The sequence below is a fragment of the Mesorhizobium sp. M1169 genome (genome assembly GCF_040318345.1).
GTDB lineage: Bacteria > Pseudomonadota > Alphaproteobacteria > Rhizobiales > Rhizobiaceae > Mesorhizobium.
Window position 1 is genome coordinate 39,404 of record NZ_JAMYME010000038.1, and the last position, 18,328, is coordinate 57,731.

Here is an 18,328-nt window from a genome sequence, read left to right on the forward strand (position 1 = left end):
CATGGCATTTGCGAAGGAAAGCGGACTACTGCTCGCGCAAGTGGAGGTGCCAAAGTGGGTGCCCGACTTCGTGCTAGCCCCCAAAGCCCGCTTGGTGAACAGGCCATATGATGCAGCTACGACTTCGAGTCGAGAGTTGCGTTGTGGACGACGTTCTCGTCCTCTGCCGTCTGCTGCAATACGTGGCAGCTGTGCCTGCGCCGGCCGGCGGCGCATTATCGTCGAAACAGGACCGGAGCGCCCACCGCCAGGCGCCCGGATCGTCGACGTGCAGAAGTTGTGGGCCGAACATCTACCAATGGCCGGAACTCGCGGCGCTGTCGATCCTGTTTCGCGAACGCCTGGTGTATTCCTTCGAGAGTCGGCCGCGCTTGTTCGACATTATCTCGCGCAGCATCGAAGGCGTCGCCGGCCTGATCCTGGGCCGGCGTCGCGGTCTGGCAGGTCGCTGCGCGCTGACCAGGCCCCGGATGGATTTCTGATTTGCGTCTGCCCATCCGGCCGGCGCATGGGCTGGCGGGAGAGGTTCGCTAGTTCAGGATCTGGGCAAGAAACAGTTTGCTGCGCTGGTGACGCGGATGCGAGAAGAATTCGGAGGGCGTGTTCATCTCGACGATCTCGCCCTGGTCCATGAAGACGACGCGGTCGGCGACCTGGCGGGCAAATCCCATCTCGTGCGTGACGCACAGCATCGTCATGCCATCGTCGGCCAGCGCGACCATGGTGTCGAGCACTTCCTTGACCATTTCAGGATCGAGGGCGGAGGTCGGTTCGTCAAAGAGCATGATCTTCGGGCTCATACAGAGCGCACGGGCGATGGCGACGCGCTGCTGCTGGCCGCCGGACAACTGGCCGGGATATTTATGCGCCTGGTCCGGGATCTTCACCCGCTCCAGATAGTGCATGGCGGTCTGCTCGGCTTGCCCGCGCCGCATCCTGCGCACCCAGATCGGCGCCAGTGTCAGGTTTTCCAGAATGGTCAAATGCGGGAACAGGTTGAAGTGCTGGAACACCATGCCGATGTCACTGCGGATTACGTCGATCTGCTTCAAATCGTTGCTGAGTTCGACGCCTTCGACGACGATCTGCCCCTGCTGATGCTCCTCCAGCCGGTTGATGCAGCGGATCATCGTCGACTTGCCCGAGCCGGACGGACCGCAGATCACCAGCTTCTCGCCGCGATGGACGGTCAGGTTGATATTCTTCAGCACATGGAAGTTTCCGTACCACTTATTCATGCCGGTCATTTGGATAGCGGGCGGAGCGCTGGGATCGGTCATGGACGGAGCGCGCGTTGGGGCGGACGATAACATCAAGGCATTTCCTAGTGAGCGGTCGGGCCGCGCCGCTCCAGGAAGTCGGCGAAGCGGGCGAACGAGAAGGAGAGCGCGAAGAAGATCGCGCCGATGAACAGGAATGTCTCGGCCGCCGGCGACGGCCAGTCCGGGTCAGCCAGCGCCGCTTTACCGGAGCTGATCAGGTCGAACAGGCCGACCACCAGGACAAGGCTGGTGTTCTTGATCATGACGATGATGGTGTTGGCCAGCGCCGGGATCGCCACCCGGATCGCCTGCGGCAGGATGACGAGATATTGCGTGCGCCAGAAGGGCAGGCCGAGCGCTGCCGCAGCCTCGTACTGGCCATTCGGGATGGCCTGCAGGCCGCCGCGGATCACCTCGGCGAGATAAGCCGCGGCGAAGATGGTGAGCGCGACCAGCGCGCGCACGAATTTGTCGGGCAACAGGGCCTCGGGCAGGAACAGCGGCATCATGATCGACGCCACGAACAGGATGGACAGCAGCGGTAGTCCGCGCACCGATTCTATCAGGACCACGGCGCCGATGCGTATCGCTGGCATGGTCGAGCGCCTGGCCAGCGCCAAGAGAATGCCGACCGGGAAGGCGACGCCGATGGCAACGACGGTGAGGATGAGCGTCACCGGCAGGCCGCCCCAGGACGAGGTCGGAACCTCGGTCAGGCCGATGCCGCCGCCCATCAGCCAGAAGATCAGCACGAACGCTGCCACCCAGAGCGCCAGCAGCCGCAGGGCCCAACTGGCGGGCCGCACCGACCAGGCAAGCAGCGCCAGGATGAGCAGGCAGACGATCGCCGGGCGCCAGCGTTCGTCGAGCGGATAGATGCCGAACAGCAACTGCCCGGACTTGGCGTAGATGAAGCTCCAGCAGGCTCCGGTGGCAACCCGGCAGGCGCCTGGATTGGGGTCGAACAGCACGGCGTCGATTATTAGCCAGCGCAGCATCGGCGGTACCGTGGCGACGAGCAGAACGCCGAACAACAGCGTCAGGGCGGCATTGAGCGGCGTGCCGAACAGGAGCTTGGCTGACCGCCGCAAGGCGCCGAAGCGGATCTGTCCTGGCATTGGCTCGGCCGGAAGGGAAAGAGACACGGCCTTCATAGTTCAGCGCTCCACGATGGCGATGCGACGGTTGTACCAATTGGCCGCGCTTGACAGGCTCAGGTTGAGGGCGAGATAGACGCCGAGGATGATGAAGACGCCCTCGATCGAATGGCTGGACTTGCTGATGATGGTGTTCATCACCGCAAGGAAGTCCGGATAGCCGACCGCGATCGCCAGCGTCGAATTCTTGACGACGTTGATGTATTGGCTGTTGAGCGGCGGGACGATCACCCGCAGCATCTGCGGGATGATGATCAGGCGCAATATTTTGCCGCGCGGCAGGCCGAGCGAATGACCTGCGTCCCACTGACCGCGGCCGACCGAAAGCACGCCGCCGCGCACGATCTCGGCGACGAAGCCGGTGGTGTAGATGGTCAGCCCGATGAGGATGGTACTGAGTTCGGGCGTCAGTTCCCGGCCACCCTTGAAATTCGACCCGGTGAAGGTCGGCCAGTCGACGGAGAACTTCGCGTCGGCAAGCCATAGTCCGGCAACGCCCACCGTGAGGATCGCCGGCGCGGCCAGCGGCGGCAACCATCCTCGTCGCGCCGCCGCCCAGCCGGCGGCCGCCAGTGCCAGGGCGAGAGCAATGACGAGCAATCCCTGGGTGGCGACGTCCATGCTGACGGCCGGCACCACAAAGCCGCGCATGGAGGCGTAAACACCGGGCAGGGGATTGAGCGCTTCGCCGACCGGCGGCAGCACCTTCCACCACAGCGAGTAGAGAAAGATCAGAAGCACGATCGGCGGTGAATTGCGTGCAACCTCCACCCATACGCGGCAGGTGCCCGCCGCCAGGGGATTGCTGCTCAGCCGGGTGATGCCGACGACGAGGCCGAGCGCGGATGAAAAGACGATGACGACCGCGGAGATGAAGACCGTATTGGCGAGCCCGGTCGCGATCGCCCAGTAATAGGGGTCCCGCGACTTGTAAGTGAGGATTGCTTCGGAGATGACGATCCTTGACGGCATCGTCAGGAAATCGAAGCCGATCGGGATGCCGCGTGCCCTGAGATTGGCGAAAGTCGTGCTGACGAGCAGGGCAGCGAAGGCGGCAGCCACGGCCACCAGGGCACACTGGATGATGATCGATCTGGTCTTGGCATCGCTCAGCATTTCGACCTCGACGGTTCGCGGCGTTGGCAGGGAAAGGGAACGGCGGGCGCGTCCCCTTCATGTGCAGCTCAATCCCAAGGGAAAGGATAGTTGAGGCCGCCGTCCTTCCACAACGCGTTCAGGCCGCGCTCGACCTTCAGCGGGCTGTCCTTGCCGAGATTGCGATCCCAGATCTCGGCGTAGTTGCCCATTTGTTTGATGACGTTGTAGGCCCACTTGTCGTCCAATCCGAGCGGCTTGCCGAAACCGGGCTCCTCACCCAGCACGCCTTTGACTTCCGGACTGCCCGAGGCAAGCTTTTCATCGACGTTTTGCGAGGTGATGCCGTTGGCCTCGGCCCAGAACAGGGCATTCAATGTCCAACGCACGACGTCGAAGAGTTGATCGTCGCCGCGGGCGACCGCGACGCCATTGGGTTCGGCGGCTTTGCCGACCTTGATGATGTCGTAGTCGTCCGGGTTCTTGGCCACCGCGGCACGCTGTCCTGCTGCCGCGGTGCCGTCGGTGACGTAGGAATCGCAGCGGCCGCCAAAGAAGGCGTCGCGCGCCTGAATGGTCGAGTCGTAATAGACTTTCTCCATCGCGATCCCGAACTCTTCCTCGGTTTCCTCGATCGCTTTCTCGGTCAGGCTACCACCGCCTTGCAGGCAGACGGTCTTTCCGTCCAGCAGTTTGGGCTCGGTAATATTGTCGGCCTTGCGCACGAGCATGCCGTCCGTGTCGTAGAGATTGATCCAGACGAAGCGGACAACCGTATCGCGACTGTAGGTGATGGTGGATGTGCGCGACAGAACGTCGATCTCTCCGGTCTGCAGCGCAGGAAAACGTTGGCCTGCGTTAAGCGGCACGTAACGGATCTTCTCCTTGTCGCCGAGGATGGCGACCGCGAAAGTGCGGCAGATATCGGAATCGAAGCCGCGATAATACCCCTTCTCGTCGGGCCGGGAGAGACCAGGCACGCCCTGGCTGGCGCCGCAGCTGACATAGCCGCGTTCCTTGATCTTGTTGATAACCGCCTGCGCGCTGGCGTCCACGGCGCCCGAAGTCAGGCTGGCCAATCCTATCGCCAGACCCGTGAGCCATTTCAGAACTTGATGTTTCATAGTCATTCCCCTTCTCGTTGAGGTTCTAATCATTCGGCGGCCTTGGCGTCGGCTGCTGCGGTTCCGTTGCGCCGGGCTTCATCAAAGAGTTCGAAGGCCTGGGAAAGGTCGGCCAGAAGATCTTCGAGCGCCTCAAGGCCGATCGACAGGCGCCAGACCGGGCCGGGCTTCAGCCAATCGAGGCTGGCGCGCCCTTTGCGCGGATCGCTGACGGCAATCAGCGAATGCACGCCGCCCCAGCTTGCGCCGAGCCTGAACAGCCGCAGGCTGCGCAGGACATCGGATTGCAGTGGCGCCAGTTCCGGCCGCAGCACGAAGGAGAACACGCCCGCCGATCCGGCGAAGTCACGCTTCCAGACCGCGTGGCCGGGATGGCCAGGCTCCGCGGGATGCAAGATCTGCGCGACTTCCGGGCGTTCCGATAGCCAGGCGAGGATCTTGCGCGCGGTGGCGTCGGCATGACGCACGCGCACCGGCATGGTCATCAGGCCACGCTCGCACAGCGCGCAATCCTCCGGCGAGACCCCGTAGCCGAGGAAGCGCGCCGTGTCCTTCAGGCGTCGGAACAGCGCCTCGTCGCGCACTGAGACTGAACCCATCAGGAGATCGCCATGGCCGCCGGCGTGCTTGGAAAGCGCCTGCATGGAGATGTCGACGCCATGAGCGAGCGGCTTGAACAGCAGATGCGAGGCCCAGGTGTTGTCGGCCGCGACGAGCACGCCGGCCTTGTGGGCCGCGGCTGTGATGGCGGGCACATCCTGGACTTCGAAGGTGGCCGAGCCAGGCGATTCTACCCAAACCAGCCGCGTTCTGCCGTCGATCATGGCCGCGATGCTTGCGTCCAGCCTTGCATTGTAGGAAACCGCCTCGATCCCGAGGGGGCCAAGAAAACGCTCTGCCATGTCGCGCGCCGGGCCATAGAGCGTCTCCGGGATCAGAACCCTTTCGCCGCCACGGCAGACAGCCATGGTCGCCAGCGTCATGGCCGCCATGCCCGACGGGACGACGAGGGCCCGCAATCCGCCTTCCAGCACGGCGATATGATCCTCGAGCTGCCGGCTGGTCGGTGTGCCGTAAAGTCCGTAGCTGAACCCGTCGTACAGACGCTCGACGCGACGCTCGAACGATTCCAGATCGTCAAAGACCACGGTCGAGGCTCGCTCGACCGGCATCGCCACCGCCTGAAACGGTTCCTCGGAGCGCTTGGGAGGATGGACATGTGAAGTGTCGTCGCGTCGGTTCATGGGCGAAACTTAGCGGGCTCATCCATTGCCATCTATGACCGCAGCGATAAAGTTAATTCGCTTTTGATATGGGCTGACTATGAACCTGCGCGACATCGATGTCTTCAACGCGATCATGATCACGCGCGGCGCCGGCGCGGCGGCCGCGCTGCTGGATACCTCGCAGCCGGCCATCAGCCGTTCGCTAGCCAAGCTAGAGGCCGAACTCGGCTTCAGGCTTTTCGACCGCATTCGTGGCAGGCTGGTGCCGACACGCGAAGGGGAGTTGTTCCATGCCGAGGTGAAAGCCAACCTGGTCGGGCTCGACCGGCTCAAGCTGCGGGCGGCCCAGATCAAGGAGGTCGGCACCGGTACCATCCGCGTCGCCTCCCTGTCGGCACTCGGGCATGGGCTGGTGCCGCGCGCCATCGTAGCGTTCTCGCACCGGCATCCGCAGGTGCGAATCAGCTATCAGGTCCGCACCTCCAATATCGTGCGCGACCTGGTCGCCTCTGGCAGTTTCGATATCGGGCTCGCGGCCGACGAGGTCGATACCAGCGGCGTGCTGCACAGCATCTTCACCACGCCGCGCGCCGTCTGTGTAATGCCGAAGAACCACCGGCTGGCGCGGAAGCAGATAATCACGCCGGCCGATCTCGCCGACGAGGCCTTCCTGGCATTGTCGCCGGAAGATACGGCTCGGCTCGCGATGGACAAGATCCTGGCCGCGCATGGGGTACGGCCGCGCATCCTGATCGAAACGCCCTACGGCCTGACCATCGCTATCCTTGCAGCGAAGGGCATGGGAATCGGCTTGGTCAATCCCTCCGTCATTGCGGACGGCATGATCGGCGGTATTTTGGCCAGGCCATTCGAGCCGGCCGTCAATTTCCGCGCGCTACTCCTGCGCCCGCCGGACGGCATCAATTCGACCTTGATCACCGACTTCATTGGCGAACTCTATGCCGCCCGCAATATGCTATCGAGCGAGGCATAGGCAATGTGGCTCGCCGCCTAAACATAGACGCGACCGGTCTTGCCTCAGTAAGGCGCGGACGTCCATGGCCTCACGCAGCCTCGCACGGCGCAAATTCGTGTTCGCCCTTTAGCCGGCTTCCTCGTTTGCAAGAAACCGGACGATCTCGGCGAACGCGGAGCTATCCTGCCAGAGAAATAGATGGCCACCTTCGAACATGCGCAAGGTCGCCCTCGGGAGTCTTCCCACCATGCATTCCTGAGATGACGGTAGAGCGATCCCGTCGTACCACCCGCCACATATTAGAACTGGGCACCCGATTTGGTCCAGGCGCTCCCAGGGGCGTTGTCACGGTAACCGCGTGTCAGGGATCGCTGCGATAGATGCTGGGGACGAACACTTCGCAGATCAGCTACAAACGGCATCGGTTCCCACCCGAGATCATCGCCCACGCGGTGTGGCTGGATTATCGATTTCCGCTGAGCCTGCGTCGTGTCGAAGAAATGCTGCTGGAGCGCGGCATTGTCGTTTCCTACGAGACGATCCGTCGGTGGGGAAAGAAGTTCGGGCTGGACTACGCCCGGCGCCTGCGCCGCAAGCAGCCCAGTCGAAATGATATCTGGCACCTCGACGAAGTCGCCATCATGATCGCCGGCAAGAAGCATTGGTTATGGCGGGCCGTCAACCAGGACGGCTATGTGCTCGACGAGATCGGCTAGACCCGGCGCAACACTAAGGCCGCCAAGCGCGTGCTGACACGGCTGTTGAAGAAGCAGGGCCAGGTGCCGAAGCGCATGATCACCGACAAGCTCGGCTCCTATGGAGCAGCGCGGCGTCTAGTCATGACGGACATCGAGCACCGGTCGCACAAGGGCTTGAACAACAGAGCGGAGAATTCGCATGTGCCACTGCGAAAACGAGAGCGGATGATACAAGATTTTCGATCACCGGGGAGCCTCCAGCGTTTCGTCTCGACGTTCTCTGCAGTCCGCAATCTCTTCGTCCCGCCCCGTTCAAAACGCTCCGCCTTTCAAATCCATCTTCACCGCTTGAATGCCATGGCGCAATGGAAAGCTGCTGCCGGCGTGATCGCCTGAAATCATTCCCAAAAGTCACAACGACAGCCCATCTCCGTTTATGTGACATCACCTCTTGGGGTTGATGATGCTCCCGCGGGTCGAATAGAGGTCGCCAAAGAGGTAGCGGCGCCGTCTTTCCCGGCACAAACCAGCTCCTGCGCTCGTCGTTCCACCTCGCTCGCGGAAACGCCCCCGAAATCGCTCGACGGTCATTCGGTCATAAGGAAAGTTCGCCAAGGCACCGGGCGTGTCTTGTTTCTGAGGCGTAGAATGATGCTTGGATTCCTCCACGGTCGTGCCGTCAGCTGTTGGATCCGCAGAGCAACGTCCCGCCGGCCTAATGGTTCACACGCGAGCCAGAACTCTGGGCGCGCTGGGATTGGGCAGGCTAGTACTCCGTAATCATTCGGCGCGGCGGAGCGCAATTAGGAGTCTCACGAGTGCACCGTGGACTTGCGAAGCCCGTGAGCAAATCGCCGATGGCGGTAACGAATCCGGAAACTCGTCCCGGCTGCGTTGTTCAGCGCTGGCGCCTGATTCCTGGCCGAGGAACGCTTGCCGCGCCAACCCTGCAACCTAGATCACCTCGTGCTGCGCGACTTTATAGGCAGCACAGATTGCGCGAGCGATGGCCGAAAGATTTAAGGCAGAGATCTTGAAAACTTCCGCAGCTGAAATGGTACACGCTTACATTGCTAGACGGCACGCCTCCGTTCCGGCAAAGCTGCGAATCGCGGGGCCAATGGCAATCCGCAGGTCGGCGGGTTCGGGCAACGCTCATTGAAAAATGGGCCGCCGACTTTCCTTTTGGCTGTAAGCTCGCTTCATGGCGCTTGGACACGCTAGACTAACTCTAGCAATCAACTGTAGCGGCCACCTGAACGAGTAAGTAGCGCCATTACCGGACCCTCACCGCCGCTCTCAACAGCGGACCTTCGCTCTACGGCCGGAGTCGACCCGAAGACGACCTTGGCCCGCCGGGTCATGAATGGCAGCCCTACTCCCGCAACTGCCCTTTCCGACCCCCGCGCTGGATCCCCATATCTGCCACGCGGGCCCTTGCAGTTGTTGTCCGGCTGTTTGCGCATGTCACATGTCAATAGCCACAGCCGCGTGACCGCGATCCTGGTTCATTGAGGTCGAACCGTCCGGAAGAAACGCCCTCTCCGAATCGTTCTTCCGCGTCCTTAACGAAATAATTGACAGTCCAACCAAAACGGCGCTCCGTGGTTCGACGGGGATGGATCTTGGCACTCTTGGCGATGCCGGACTTCGCCGTCACGATAGGGAGGATGCAATGCCGACAGTCATTGGCCACCATAACATCACAAAAGGAGCGAAGCACTGGCTCGACTCGCCGAAGCGCAAAGAGCTTTTGGTCCGCTCGGCGTGACCAACATACGAACATTTGTAGATCCACAAAATCCGACCCGGGTGGCCGTTCTTATGGACGTTCCGGACATGGACGCCATGATGAAAGCTATGCAGAGCAAGGAAGCCGCGGATGCGATGGCCTTCGATGGAGTGGTGCCAGAGTCCTTGGTGATCCTGGTCGAATCGTAAAGGTGATTGCTCCGCTGGCCAAGGTTAGAAGGGTTTGCTCAGCGATTGCCGTGCGGTTCCGGTCATTCTGGAAAGCGCCCATTATTGGCGTAGAGCCCGCTGGGCACTGGCTTCAAGAGCCGGTCCTGCGCGTGAGCGCCGCCGTTGGTCTCGGTCGTGCCAAGATCAGCCGCTACAGCTTGCGCAACCTAATGCCGGCTCAGGTCCGCAAAGCAACTATTCCGCGCGTTCACGCTGGACTTCCGCTTGCCACCCCGAGGCTGCCATTGCGCGCATACGCAACGCTGCGAATTTGGCACTTCAACCGAACAGGAAAATGCCTTTCTCTGCGCGGGATTAAGATTACTTCATGGCGACTTCGAGCCGACCGGACCTGAGTGATATTCATAGAGGTGACTGGGTGGATCGCCGGCTGCCGCGTGCATGGCGGCCCTACACGCGGCTCGCGCGGCTGGATCGGCCAGTGGGCATATGGCTGACGTTGTTCCCTGTTGGGCCGCATTGATCCAAGCGGCACATGGTATCCCCGCCGTTCAGCAATTGGCGCTATTCACCCTTGGCGCGTTTCTGATGAGAAGCGCCGGGTCCACGATCAATGACATTGCCGATCGCAGGTTCGACGGCCACGTTGAGCGGACCCGCTTTCGCCCTCTGGCAAGCGGCCAGATCGGCATGGTCCCAGCAATCGCCTTTCTGGCAATTCCGCTTGCGCTTGCGGCGTCGCTCCTGCTCTTCCTGACGCCCTACACGCGCCTGATCGCCACTTGCGTATTGCCGAAGGGCTGGCGGTTTCTAGTTATCGCGTCCGGGAGCCCAGGATCCCGAGTCACGTTATGTGAGGAAAAACATTCCTCATTTAGGGTGAAATAGGCGAGAAATTGCTTCACTAGGCCAAAAAAGGCAACATTGATCTAAATTCTATCAATTCGGTAGATTTGACGCGAGTTCAACGGAGGCGGAAATGACCAAACCTCATTTCATGAAACTGCTCGGCGCACTGGTCGCCACATCTGTCCAGTTCGGCACGCTCGGTTTCGCGTTTGCCGATACCACCATTCTCAACGTGTCCTATGACCCGACGCGTGAGCTCTACAAGCAATTCGATGAGGCTTTCACCGCCCACTGGAAGTCCGAGACCGGCGAGACCGTCGCCGTCCAGCAGTCGCATGGGGGATCGGGCGCTCAGGCTCGCGCGGTAATCGACGGCCTCGACGCCGACGTGGTGACGCTGGGGCTGCAAGGCGACATCGACGCGATCGTCTCGAAAACGAAGAAGATCAATCCCGACTGGCGGACGAAGTTCGAGAACAATTCGGCGCCTTATACCTCGACCATTGTCCTCCTCGTCCGCAAAGGCAACCCCAAGGGCATTCACGATTTTGGCGATCTCACAAAGGACAGCGTCCAGGTGATCACGTCCAATCCCAAGACCTCCGGTGGTGGCCGGTGGGCCTACCTCGCGGCCTGGGCCTGGGCCAACACCAACGATGGCGGCGATGAAGCCAAGACCAAGGAATTCGTCGGCAACCTCTATTCCCATGTTCCGGTGCTTGACACCGGCGCGCGTGGCTCGACCGTGACCTTCGCGCAAAAGGGCCTGGGCGACGTGCTGATCGCCTGGGAAAACGAGGCCTATCTGGCGCTGGACGAGTTCGGCGCCGATCAGTTCGAAATCGTCATCCCGCCGACCTCGATCCTGGCCGAGCCGCCGGTCGCCGTTGTCGACGCCAATGTCGATGCCAAGGGCACACGGAAAGTTGCCGAAGCCTATCTGGGCTATCTCTATTCCAAGGAAGGCCAGACGATCATCGCCAAGAACCACTACCGTCCGGCGAAGCCCGACCTGGTGCCTGCGGAGGATCTCGCCAAACTGCCGGAAATCAAGCGGATCAGCATCGACGATCCAATTTTCGGCGGATGGATGAAGGCGCAGCCTTACCATTTCGGCGACGGTGGTATATTTGACCAGATCTATAAGCCGGCCCAATAGCATTTAGATCAGGACGACATGACCACAGCACGCCCGCCAAGGCGGGGTGGCGGTTCAGACAGCCGAGCGTCATTCCGGGTTTCGGATTGACGCTCGGCTTCTCGCTTGCCTTCCTCACCCTCCTCATTCCGCTGTCCGGGCTGATCTGGCGCTCGGCGGCGCTCGGCTGGACCGACTTCTGGGCGATCGTCACCGATCGCCGCACCATCAACGCGCTTGAAATCAGCTTCGGCACCGCCTTCATTGCCGCCGCTGTCAACGTCGTCTTCGGCACGATCGTCGCGTGGGTGCTGGTGCGCTACAGCTTTCCAGGCCGCCGCATCGCCGATGCCATGGTCGACCTGCCCTTCGCGCTGCCGACAGCGGTGGCCGGCATCGCACTGACCACGCTTTACGCACCGAACGGCTGGATCGGAAGCCTGCTGATGCCGCTCGGCATCAAGGTCGCGTATACGCCGCTTGGCATCGTCATCGCGTTGATCTTTATCGGCCTGCCTTTCGTCGTTCGTACCGTGCAGCCGATCATGGAGGAGATCGACAAGGAGGTGGAGGAAGTGGCCGCAACGCTCGGCGCCAATCGCTTCCAGATCATCAGCCGCGTTCTGCTTCCCGGACTGGCGCCGGCCATCGTCACCGGTTTCGCGCTGGCCTTCGCGCGCGGCGTCGGCGAGTACGGTTCCGTCATCTTCATCGCCGGCAACCTGCCGTTCAAATCCGAGATCGCGCCGCTTCTGATCGTCATCGCGCCATCTCGGTCGTGTCGGGCCACATACGCGGGCTAACCAACACCATGCCGCTGCATGTTGAAATCCTTTATAACGAGTACAATGCCGCCGCCGCCTTTGCCGTCGCTTCGCTGCTTGCCGGCCTGGCGCTCGTCACGCTGGTCTTGAAAACACTTCTCGAGATGCGCTACGGCGCCGAGATCGCCGCGACGCGCGGACACTGACAAATGCATGTCGCCCAAAAGTGTGTAGCGGTTTTTGGACAACGACATGCATAAAACAAAGATTTGATGTCGCCCAAAAGTGGGAACCGGTTTTGGGATAACGGCATGCATCAACTACAAAAGGGATTTGCATGGAAGTTCGCGTTGCCAACGTGCGCAAGGAGTTTGAGCGGTTTCCGGCCCTCCGCGACGTTTCGCTCGACATCAAGTCGGGAGAACTGATCGCCCTGCTGGGACCTTCCGGTTCCGGCAAGACGACGCTGCTCAGGCTGATTGCCGGCTTGGAGCGGCCGACCCGCGGAAAGATCTTCTTCGGCGAAGAGGATGCCTCTCAAAAGTCGATTCAGGAGCGCAATGTCGGCTTCGTCTTCCAGCACTACGCGCTGTTTCGCCATATGACGGTCGCCGACAATATCGGCTTCGGACTCAAGGTCCGGCACGGGCCGTCACGCCCGTCGGCGAAGGAAATCCGCCGCCGCGCCTTGGAACTTCTCAACCTCGTCCAGCTTTCCGGTCTGGAAAAACGCTATCCGGCGCAGCTTTCGGGGGGCCAGCGCCAGCGCGTGGCGCTGGCCCGCGCCATGGCGATCGAACCGGCCGTGCTTTTGCTCGACGAGCCGTTCGGCGCGCTCGATGCCCAGGTGCGCCGCGAACTGCGCCGCTGGCTGCGCGACATCCACGACGCCACCGGCCATACCACGGTCTTTGTCACCCATGACCAGGAAGAGGCGCTGGAGCTTGCCGACCGCGTCGTGGTGATAAGCCAGGGCCGCATCGAGCAGGTCGGCACCGCCGACGAGATCTACGATACCCCGAACTCGCCCTTCGTTTATGGCTTTATCGGCGAATCGAGCTCGATCCCGGTCAAGGTCGAGGACGGCCAGGTCTGGATCGCCGACCGCCCGATCGGGCTCTCCGCGCCGCACGCACCGCAAGGCGAAGCGACATTGTTCTTTCGCCCGCACGATGTCGAACTGGTGGACGAATGCAACGGCTGCATCGCCGGCACGGTCGCCGCCAGCCGCCGCGTCGCCGGCACCAGGCGGGTCGAGCTCGAAATCGGCGGCGAACGCCAGCGGGTCGAGATCGAATTGCCCGTCGACCATCCGGCGGCGCAGAAAACTCGAGTGGCTTTTAGGCCGCGGCGCTGGAAGCTTTTTCCGGCTGGTTGATTACGAGGCGATTACCAACTTGTGCACAACAAGACGTTTCGGCCCGCTCTTTCAACGCGCCTTAGCGAGAGCGCAAGGGTCATCGGATTTTTCGGGGAAGCCGCAAAGCCGTAGTGCTCGTAGAAGGCTTTCGCTTCGTCCGATATGGCATGAACAAGAAGGCCGCGAATCCCGAGGTCGTCGCGGCGTAACGCGTGCGCAGAACGGTGTCTTGCAACAGCGCGGCGCCTAACCCGTGCCTTGCCAGCTTGTGTCCACGCTGCTCGAATGTCGCGCGGTATACGTCGAGCAGCCTGATGGAGCAGGTCTGCACGGCCTTGCCGTTCAAGATGGCTTTGGTGGACCGCGATCACGTTCCCGGCGGAAACTCGCTGTCGGTTGTCTCCCATCCTTTGATGGGCATCCACGTCATCGACCGGAGCAAGCGCTGCGTCAGCGGATAGTGGTGTCGATCCACGCGTCTTCGCCACAGCGGCGCCAGGAGCCACCATTCCCGGCGCTTCTCCAATACTGACCTTCGCGCGCTACGGCTTGACGCGATTCGGAGCTGACCTTCAAAGATATAGCGAATTAAAGAAAACAGCGGTATTTTGACCGATTGAAATCTCCTTGGGGTGCTCATGGCTCTAGATGTCATTGGTGCAGGCATGGGTCGCACTGGCACATATTCGCTGAAGCTCGCGTTGGAGCATCTTGGGTTCGGGCCGTGTCATCACATGGCAGATGTCCACGCCAATCCCGAGCAGAAGGCGCTGTGGCGCGCCGCCGGCCAGGGACAACTCCCGACCTGGGATGCGGCATATGCCGGCTATCTTTCCGCGGTCGATTGGCCAACGGCGCATTTTTGGCGCCAAGTGAGTGACCACTACCCTCATGCAAAGGTTATCCTGACAGTTCGTGACCCGGAAGCCTGGTATGACAGCATGGCGCAAACAATAGGGCTCACGATGGATGCTGCTACCAATGATCCACAGTCCTTTGGTGTGGCGGTGGTTGGAAACGCTGTCTTTGGCGGTCGATTTGATAACCGTGATCACGCAATCGCTGTCTATGAAGCACATAACGCTTCCGTGAAATCAACGCTGCCGCCTGAACGCCTTCTCACGTATCAAGTCTCCGAAGGATGGGAGCCGCTTTGTGCCTTTCTCGATGTACAGTTGCCTTCCGAACCGTTTCCACGCACCAATTCGACTGCCGAATTTCGTGCTCGCATAGGGCGCTGAACGGCGGTTTTCCACCCCCGGCCGGACCTTCCCGAGCCTCATCAGGCAATCTGATCTATGAACGCGCCAACCGACCACATGCGCCAGTAGCAGTCATCCGATCGGACGAATCGAATGACCGCTTTGGCTAGTTCGGTTCGAAGCCTTAGGCTTCAAAGAGATGCGCTTAAACATCTTGGATTCGAACGCGCAGCAGTTTTGCCGAATTCAGGAACACCAGGACATCTGGCCCCAAGTGCAAAATCGCTGCCTGGATAGGACCGATCCAGCCCATCAGCGCTGCGGTAATGCCCAAAACATGCACAACACCAACGCCGACGAAGATATTCTCCTGAATTGTCCGGTAAGCGCGTCGCGCAATCGCGCGGGCGCTGACAATTCTTGCCAGGTCATCCTTCATCAATGCGATGTCGGCGGCTTCCAGCGCTGCCTGCGTGCCGCCGCCCCCCATCGCAATGCCGACATCGGCGCGTGCCAGCGCCGGCGCGTCGTTGATCCCGTCGCCGACCATCGCCACGCGATGGCCCTGCTTTTGCAATTCGGCGATGGCGGCGACCTTGTCCTGCGGCATCAGATTGGCACGCACTTCATCCACGCCGAGCTCGTTGGCGATGGTCCGCGCTGTGGCCTCATTGTCACCCGTCACCATCACCATGCGCTTGACCCCGGTTGCACGGAGCTTTGCCAGCGCTTCGCGCGCACCTGGTCGCAATGTGTCGGCAATAAAAATCACGCCAGCGAATTTCCCATCGACCGCGACGTGAACCGGCGTCTGTCCGCCCTTTTCGATCGCATCGGAAAGCGGCACGCCGGCCTCGCGCAACAACAATGCATTCCCGACCAGCACGGTGCGTCCGGAGACCGTCGCCTTCACACCGCGCGCCTGCAACTGCTCGTACTGCTCCGGTTCCGGGACATCGATTTTCATCCGGGCGGCATAGTTGACGACCGCTTTCGCCAAGGGGTGAGCGGAGCGCCGATCGGCGGCGGCGGCAAGGCTGATCAGATCAGCTTCCGAAAGCGTGCCGTCCTGCATCTCCACGCCGACAACCTCGGGCTTGTTCGCCGTCAGGGTGCCTGTCTTGTCGAACACCAGGACGTCGACCTTGGCCAAAGACTCCAGATAGACGCCCCCCTTGACCAGAATTCCACTGCGTGCGGCTCGCGCAATGGCTGCGATAATCACCAGAGGAGTCGCCAATCCGAGTTCGGCAGGTGATGTGAAAATCAGCAGAGTGACGATCATCCGAACGTCGCGGGTATAAACCGCAACGAGGAAGATCAGCACGACCGGGATCAGCCATGACGCGACCTTATCCGCCAGTTTCTGGACGGGTGCCTTTTCCGCTTCGGCATTCTCGACCAGACTGATGATGCGGGCAAAGGTGGTGTCGGCACCAACCTTCTCGGTCTCGATGTCGAGGGCGCCGGATTCGACGATGGTTCCGGCAAAGACATCGGCGCCATCGCTCTTGTCCTTGGGAATGCTCTCTCCTGTGATCGATGCTTCGTTGACCGAAGCCGCTCCACCGACGACGGTGCCGTCGACCGGGATCTTCTCGCCGGCCCGCACCAAGACAACGTCGCCCGCGCGCAAATTCTCGATCGGGACCATGCGTTCGCCACCTGCGTCCCGCACAAGCGCCACCTGCGGCACTGAGCCGATCAGGTCTTTGATCGAGGCTCGCGCTCGTTCCATATTCAGATCGGCGATGAACTCCGCGATCAAAATGATCACCATGAGGACCGCGCCGGCGACGGTCTCGCCTCCGCTCAGCGCCACCACCGTGGCAATGGTGACGAATATTTCGGTACCGATCTTGCGCTCTTTTACGAGATCAACGGCGCCGGTTTTGACAAGCGGATACAAGCCGATGGCAACCGCCACCCACAAGGCTTGTATTGGAATGAGCTGCTGCCAATACAGCAACGCCATCAAGCCGGTAAAAATGATGCGCGCGACTTCGGTCCAGCGTTCGCGCGTCATCAACACTCGCCAACCCGATGGAACCGTCTTAGGCGCCGGCTCAACGCTTTCGGTGGCTGCTGTCTCGGATTTCATGATTGGCTCGCTATCTCGGATTGCGGTCTTGAGTTGAAGCATGAGCGCATCAGGCCCCCGCGGCGGATAGTCCTGTCCAGCCATGGTATCCGACATAGAGGCCAACGGCGATGAGAAATAGCGCGCCCAGCGCGCGCGACGGTCGGCGGCCCCTACCGTGACGAGAGTAATCCCGAAGCTTGGCGATCCTGTCCCACATGCATGCCTCACGTCCACACCCGGAGGGATTGCTCCAGCCTGTCGGCGATCTGTATGACGACATAGGCGATCACCATGTAGATCACGACGGCAATCACAAAGGCTTCGAGGTAGTAGAAGTTCAGCGCGGCGATCAGTTGGGACTGCGCGAAGATATCGACGACCTCGATGGCGAATCCGAGTGAAAGCGCCTTCATGATGACCATCATCGAGGTGGTCAGCTCGGGAATTGCCGTGAGGGCCACCTGGGGAAATAGGACCCGTCGGAACAGTTGGCTGCTTGTGTAACCCAGCGAGTAGGGGGTCGGAACAAGAACCGTTCCCAGCGACACGCTAACGTCGAACGGAGCATGAACGTCATGCGGCGTGGCGTAACCGAGCCGGAAGTCTGAGCGAACGGAATCCTTCAGGCATCTGATGTTCTGCATCCCAGGTGTAGATGCCGGTCAGGTTGATGTGCTCCCAACTCAGCCGCGATACGTGCTTGAGCAGATGATCCGGAATCTCGCGATGCGTTTTGCGTAAGTAGGTAAGGGCCCGTTCGATATAGACCGCATTCCTACGATCGCACTGACGACGAGGTTGAGGCCGGAGGCGCGGAACGCCTGGCTTTCGAAGGACCGGTCACGGATTTCACCACGCTCGTGGAAGAAAACGGCGCGCTTCAGCTTATGCGCAGCCTCACCCTTGTTGAGGCCGGCCTGGCAACGCCGCCGAACTTGAGTACCATTCGATCATGAACAGCGATCGCTCGACCCGGCCGAGTCCCGTAGCGCTCGTGCGAGTTGGCTTTCCTTCGGAGATGCGGATAGTTTCTTCAGGATCGTGGCCGGCACTACGGATCGCGTGGTGATCGACGCCGCCAGATGGAGGAGATCATCCCAGTGCTCGAGGATCAGGGTGGTGTTGATCGGCGCCCCGATGTGGTTCGACAGCGCCGGGTATGCATCGCCTTTCTCGAACGTGTGGAACTTCCGGTCCTTGAGGTTGCGCAGTCGCGGCGCGAAGCGTTTGCCTATGAGGGCGAACAGACCGAAGATGTGATCACTCGCGCCACCCCTATCGGTAAAGTGTTCCTGGATGTCGAGGACCGTGTCCTGATCGAATAGCCCATCGAGCACATAAGCAGCCTCACTTTCGGTCGGACTGATGGGCAGAATGCTAAAGTAGCGGGAGCGTGACGAGCACCCCATCTTGCCTGAGGGCTATGCACTGGGGAGATTTGCCGCCTGATTTGCGGCAGCGAGGAGCGCAG

14 protein-coding genes and 6 pseudogenes are annotated in these 18,328 nt (G+C 61.1%); 11 read left to right on the forward strand and 9 right to left on the reverse strand.

What is annotated here, in order from left to right; translation table 11 throughout:
* The first annotated feature begins 143 nt into the window (after window positions 1-143).
* A complete protein-coding gene (locus tag NKH41_RS27180; protein ID WP_352453299.1) occupies window positions 144-482 on the forward strand; it encodes a hypothetical protein in 339 nt (112 codons plus the stop codon).
* A gap of 48 nt (window positions 483-530) precedes the next feature.
* Here NKH41_RS27180 and NKH41_RS27185 read toward each other — a convergent pair whose 3' ends face one another.
* From NKH41_RS27185 to NKH41_RS27205, 5 genes are all read right to left on the reverse strand, one after another.
* Window positions 531-1,280 (reverse strand): amino acid ABC transporter ATP-binding protein, encoded by a 750-nt coding sequence (locus NKH41_RS27185; protein ID WP_352466289.1) that lies wholly within the window; start codon window positions 1,278-1,280, stop codon window positions 531-533.
* Window positions 1,281-1,324: 44 nt separating this feature from the next.
* Window positions 1,325-2,416, reverse strand: a complete 1,092-nt coding sequence (locus tag NKH41_RS27190; protein WP_352515815.1) for an amino acid ABC transporter permease — start codon at window positions 2,414-2,416, stop codon at window positions 1,325-1,327.
* Window positions 2,417-2,419: 3 nt separating this feature from the next.
* Entirely contained in the window at window positions 2,420-3,535 is a 1,116-nt protein-coding gene (locus NKH41_RS27195) for an ABC transporter permease subunit (RefSeq protein ID WP_352466290.1), read from the reverse strand.
* A gap of 68 nt (window positions 3,536-3,603) precedes the next feature.
* Window positions 3,604-4,638 (reverse strand): transporter substrate-binding domain-containing protein, encoded by a 1,035-nt coding sequence (locus tag NKH41_RS27200; RefSeq protein WP_352466291.1) that lies wholly within the window; start codon window positions 4,636-4,638, stop codon window positions 3,604-3,606.
* 29 nt (window positions 4,639-4,667) lie between these two features.
* Window positions 4,668-5,882: a trans-sulfuration enzyme family protein gene (locus NKH41_RS27205; RefSeq protein ID WP_352453292.1), complete on the reverse strand. Its 1,215-nt coding sequence runs from the start codon at window positions 5,880-5,882 to the stop codon at window positions 4,668-4,670.
* A 79-nt stretch (window positions 5,883-5,961) separates the two neighbouring features.
* Here NKH41_RS27205 and NKH41_RS27210 point away from each other — a divergent pair, with 79 nt between their 5' ends.
* The 10 genes and pseudogenes from NKH41_RS27210 to NKH41_RS27260 all read left to right on the forward strand — a co-directional run bounded on the left by NKH41_RS27210 (window position 5,962) and on the right by NKH41_RS27260 (window position 14,813).
* Window positions 5,962-6,858, forward strand: a complete 897-nt coding sequence (locus NKH41_RS27210; protein ID WP_352453291.1) for a LysR family transcriptional regulator — start codon at window positions 5,962-5,964, stop codon at window positions 6,856-6,858.
* Window positions 6,859-7,220: 362 nt separating this feature from the next.
* Window positions 7,221-7,934 (forward strand): annotated as a pseudogene (locus NKH41_RS27215) (IS6 family transposase).
* 1,279 nt (window positions 7,935-9,213) lie between these two features.
* Window positions 9,214-9,479 (forward strand): annotated as a pseudogene (locus tag NKH41_RS27220) (hypothetical protein).
* Between the two features lie 349 nt (window positions 9,480-9,828).
* Window positions 9,829-10,256, forward strand: a pseudogene (locus NKH41_RS27225) (UbiA family prenyltransferase); the annotation flags it as partial.
* A gap of 184 nt (window positions 10,257-10,440) precedes the next feature.
* Window positions 10,441-11,469: a sulfate ABC transporter substrate-binding protein gene (locus tag NKH41_RS27230; protein WP_352453290.1), complete on the forward strand. Its 1,029-nt coding sequence runs from the start codon at window positions 10,441-10,443 to the stop codon at window positions 11,467-11,469.
* Window positions 11,466-12,212: pseudogene (gene cysT, locus NKH41_RS27235) on the forward strand (sulfate ABC transporter permease subunit CysT); the annotation flags it as partial. The gene NKH41_RS27230 and the pseudogene cysT, both read left to right, overlap by 4 nt.
* Window positions 12,213-12,259: 47 nt before the next feature.
* Window positions 12,260-12,418, forward strand: coding sequence for a hypothetical protein (locus NKH41_RS27240; RefSeq protein WP_352466292.1), 159 nt, complete (start codon window positions 12,260-12,262; stop codon window positions 12,416-12,418).
* A 131-nt stretch (window positions 12,419-12,549) separates the two neighbouring features.
* Entirely contained in the window at window positions 12,550-13,590 is a 1,041-nt protein-coding gene (locus NKH41_RS27245; RefSeq protein ID WP_352466293.1) for a sulfate/molybdate ABC transporter ATP-binding protein, read from the forward strand.
* A 296-nt stretch (window positions 13,591-13,886) separates the two neighbouring features.
* Window positions 13,887-14,033 carry a hypothetical protein gene (locus NKH41_RS27255; protein WP_352453916.1) on the forward strand — a complete coding sequence of 49 codons (147 nt, stop codon included), beginning with the start codon at window positions 13,887-13,889 and terminating at the stop codon, window positions 14,031-14,033.
* A 177-nt stretch (window positions 14,034-14,210) separates the two neighbouring features.
* Window positions 14,211-14,813: a sulfotransferase family protein gene (locus NKH41_RS27260; protein WP_352466294.1), complete on the forward strand. Its 603-nt coding sequence runs from the start codon at window positions 14,211-14,213 to the stop codon at window positions 14,811-14,813.
* A gap of 166 nt (window positions 14,814-14,979) precedes the next feature.
* On the opposite strand, the gene NKH41_RS27265 is transcribed toward NKH41_RS27260, so the two are convergent.
* The 4 genes and pseudogenes from NKH41_RS27265 to NKH41_RS27280 all read right to left on the reverse strand — a co-directional run bounded on the left by NKH41_RS27265 (window position 14,980) and on the right by NKH41_RS27280 (window position 18,266).
* Window positions 14,980-16,800 (reverse strand): heavy metal translocating P-type ATPase, encoded by a 1,821-nt coding sequence (locus tag NKH41_RS27265; RefSeq protein ID WP_352515814.1) that lies wholly within the window; start codon window positions 16,798-16,800, stop codon window positions 14,980-14,982.
* 281 nt (window positions 16,801-17,081) lie between these two features.
* Window positions 17,082-17,372, reverse strand: a pseudogene (locus NKH41_RS27270) (ABC transporter permease subunit); the annotation flags it as partial.
* 58 nt (window positions 17,373-17,430) lie between these two features.
* Window positions 17,431-17,619 carry a Tn3 family transposase gene (locus NKH41_RS27275; protein ID WP_352452069.1) on the reverse strand — a complete coding sequence of 63 codons (189 nt, stop codon included), beginning with the start codon at window positions 17,617-17,619 and terminating at the stop codon, window positions 17,431-17,433.
* Window positions 17,541-18,266, reverse strand: a pseudogene (locus NKH41_RS27280) (Tn3 family transposase). The gene NKH41_RS27275 and the pseudogene NKH41_RS27280 overlap by 79 nt, the downstream one beginning before the upstream one ends.
* Window positions 18,267-18,328: the final 62 nt, after the last annotated feature.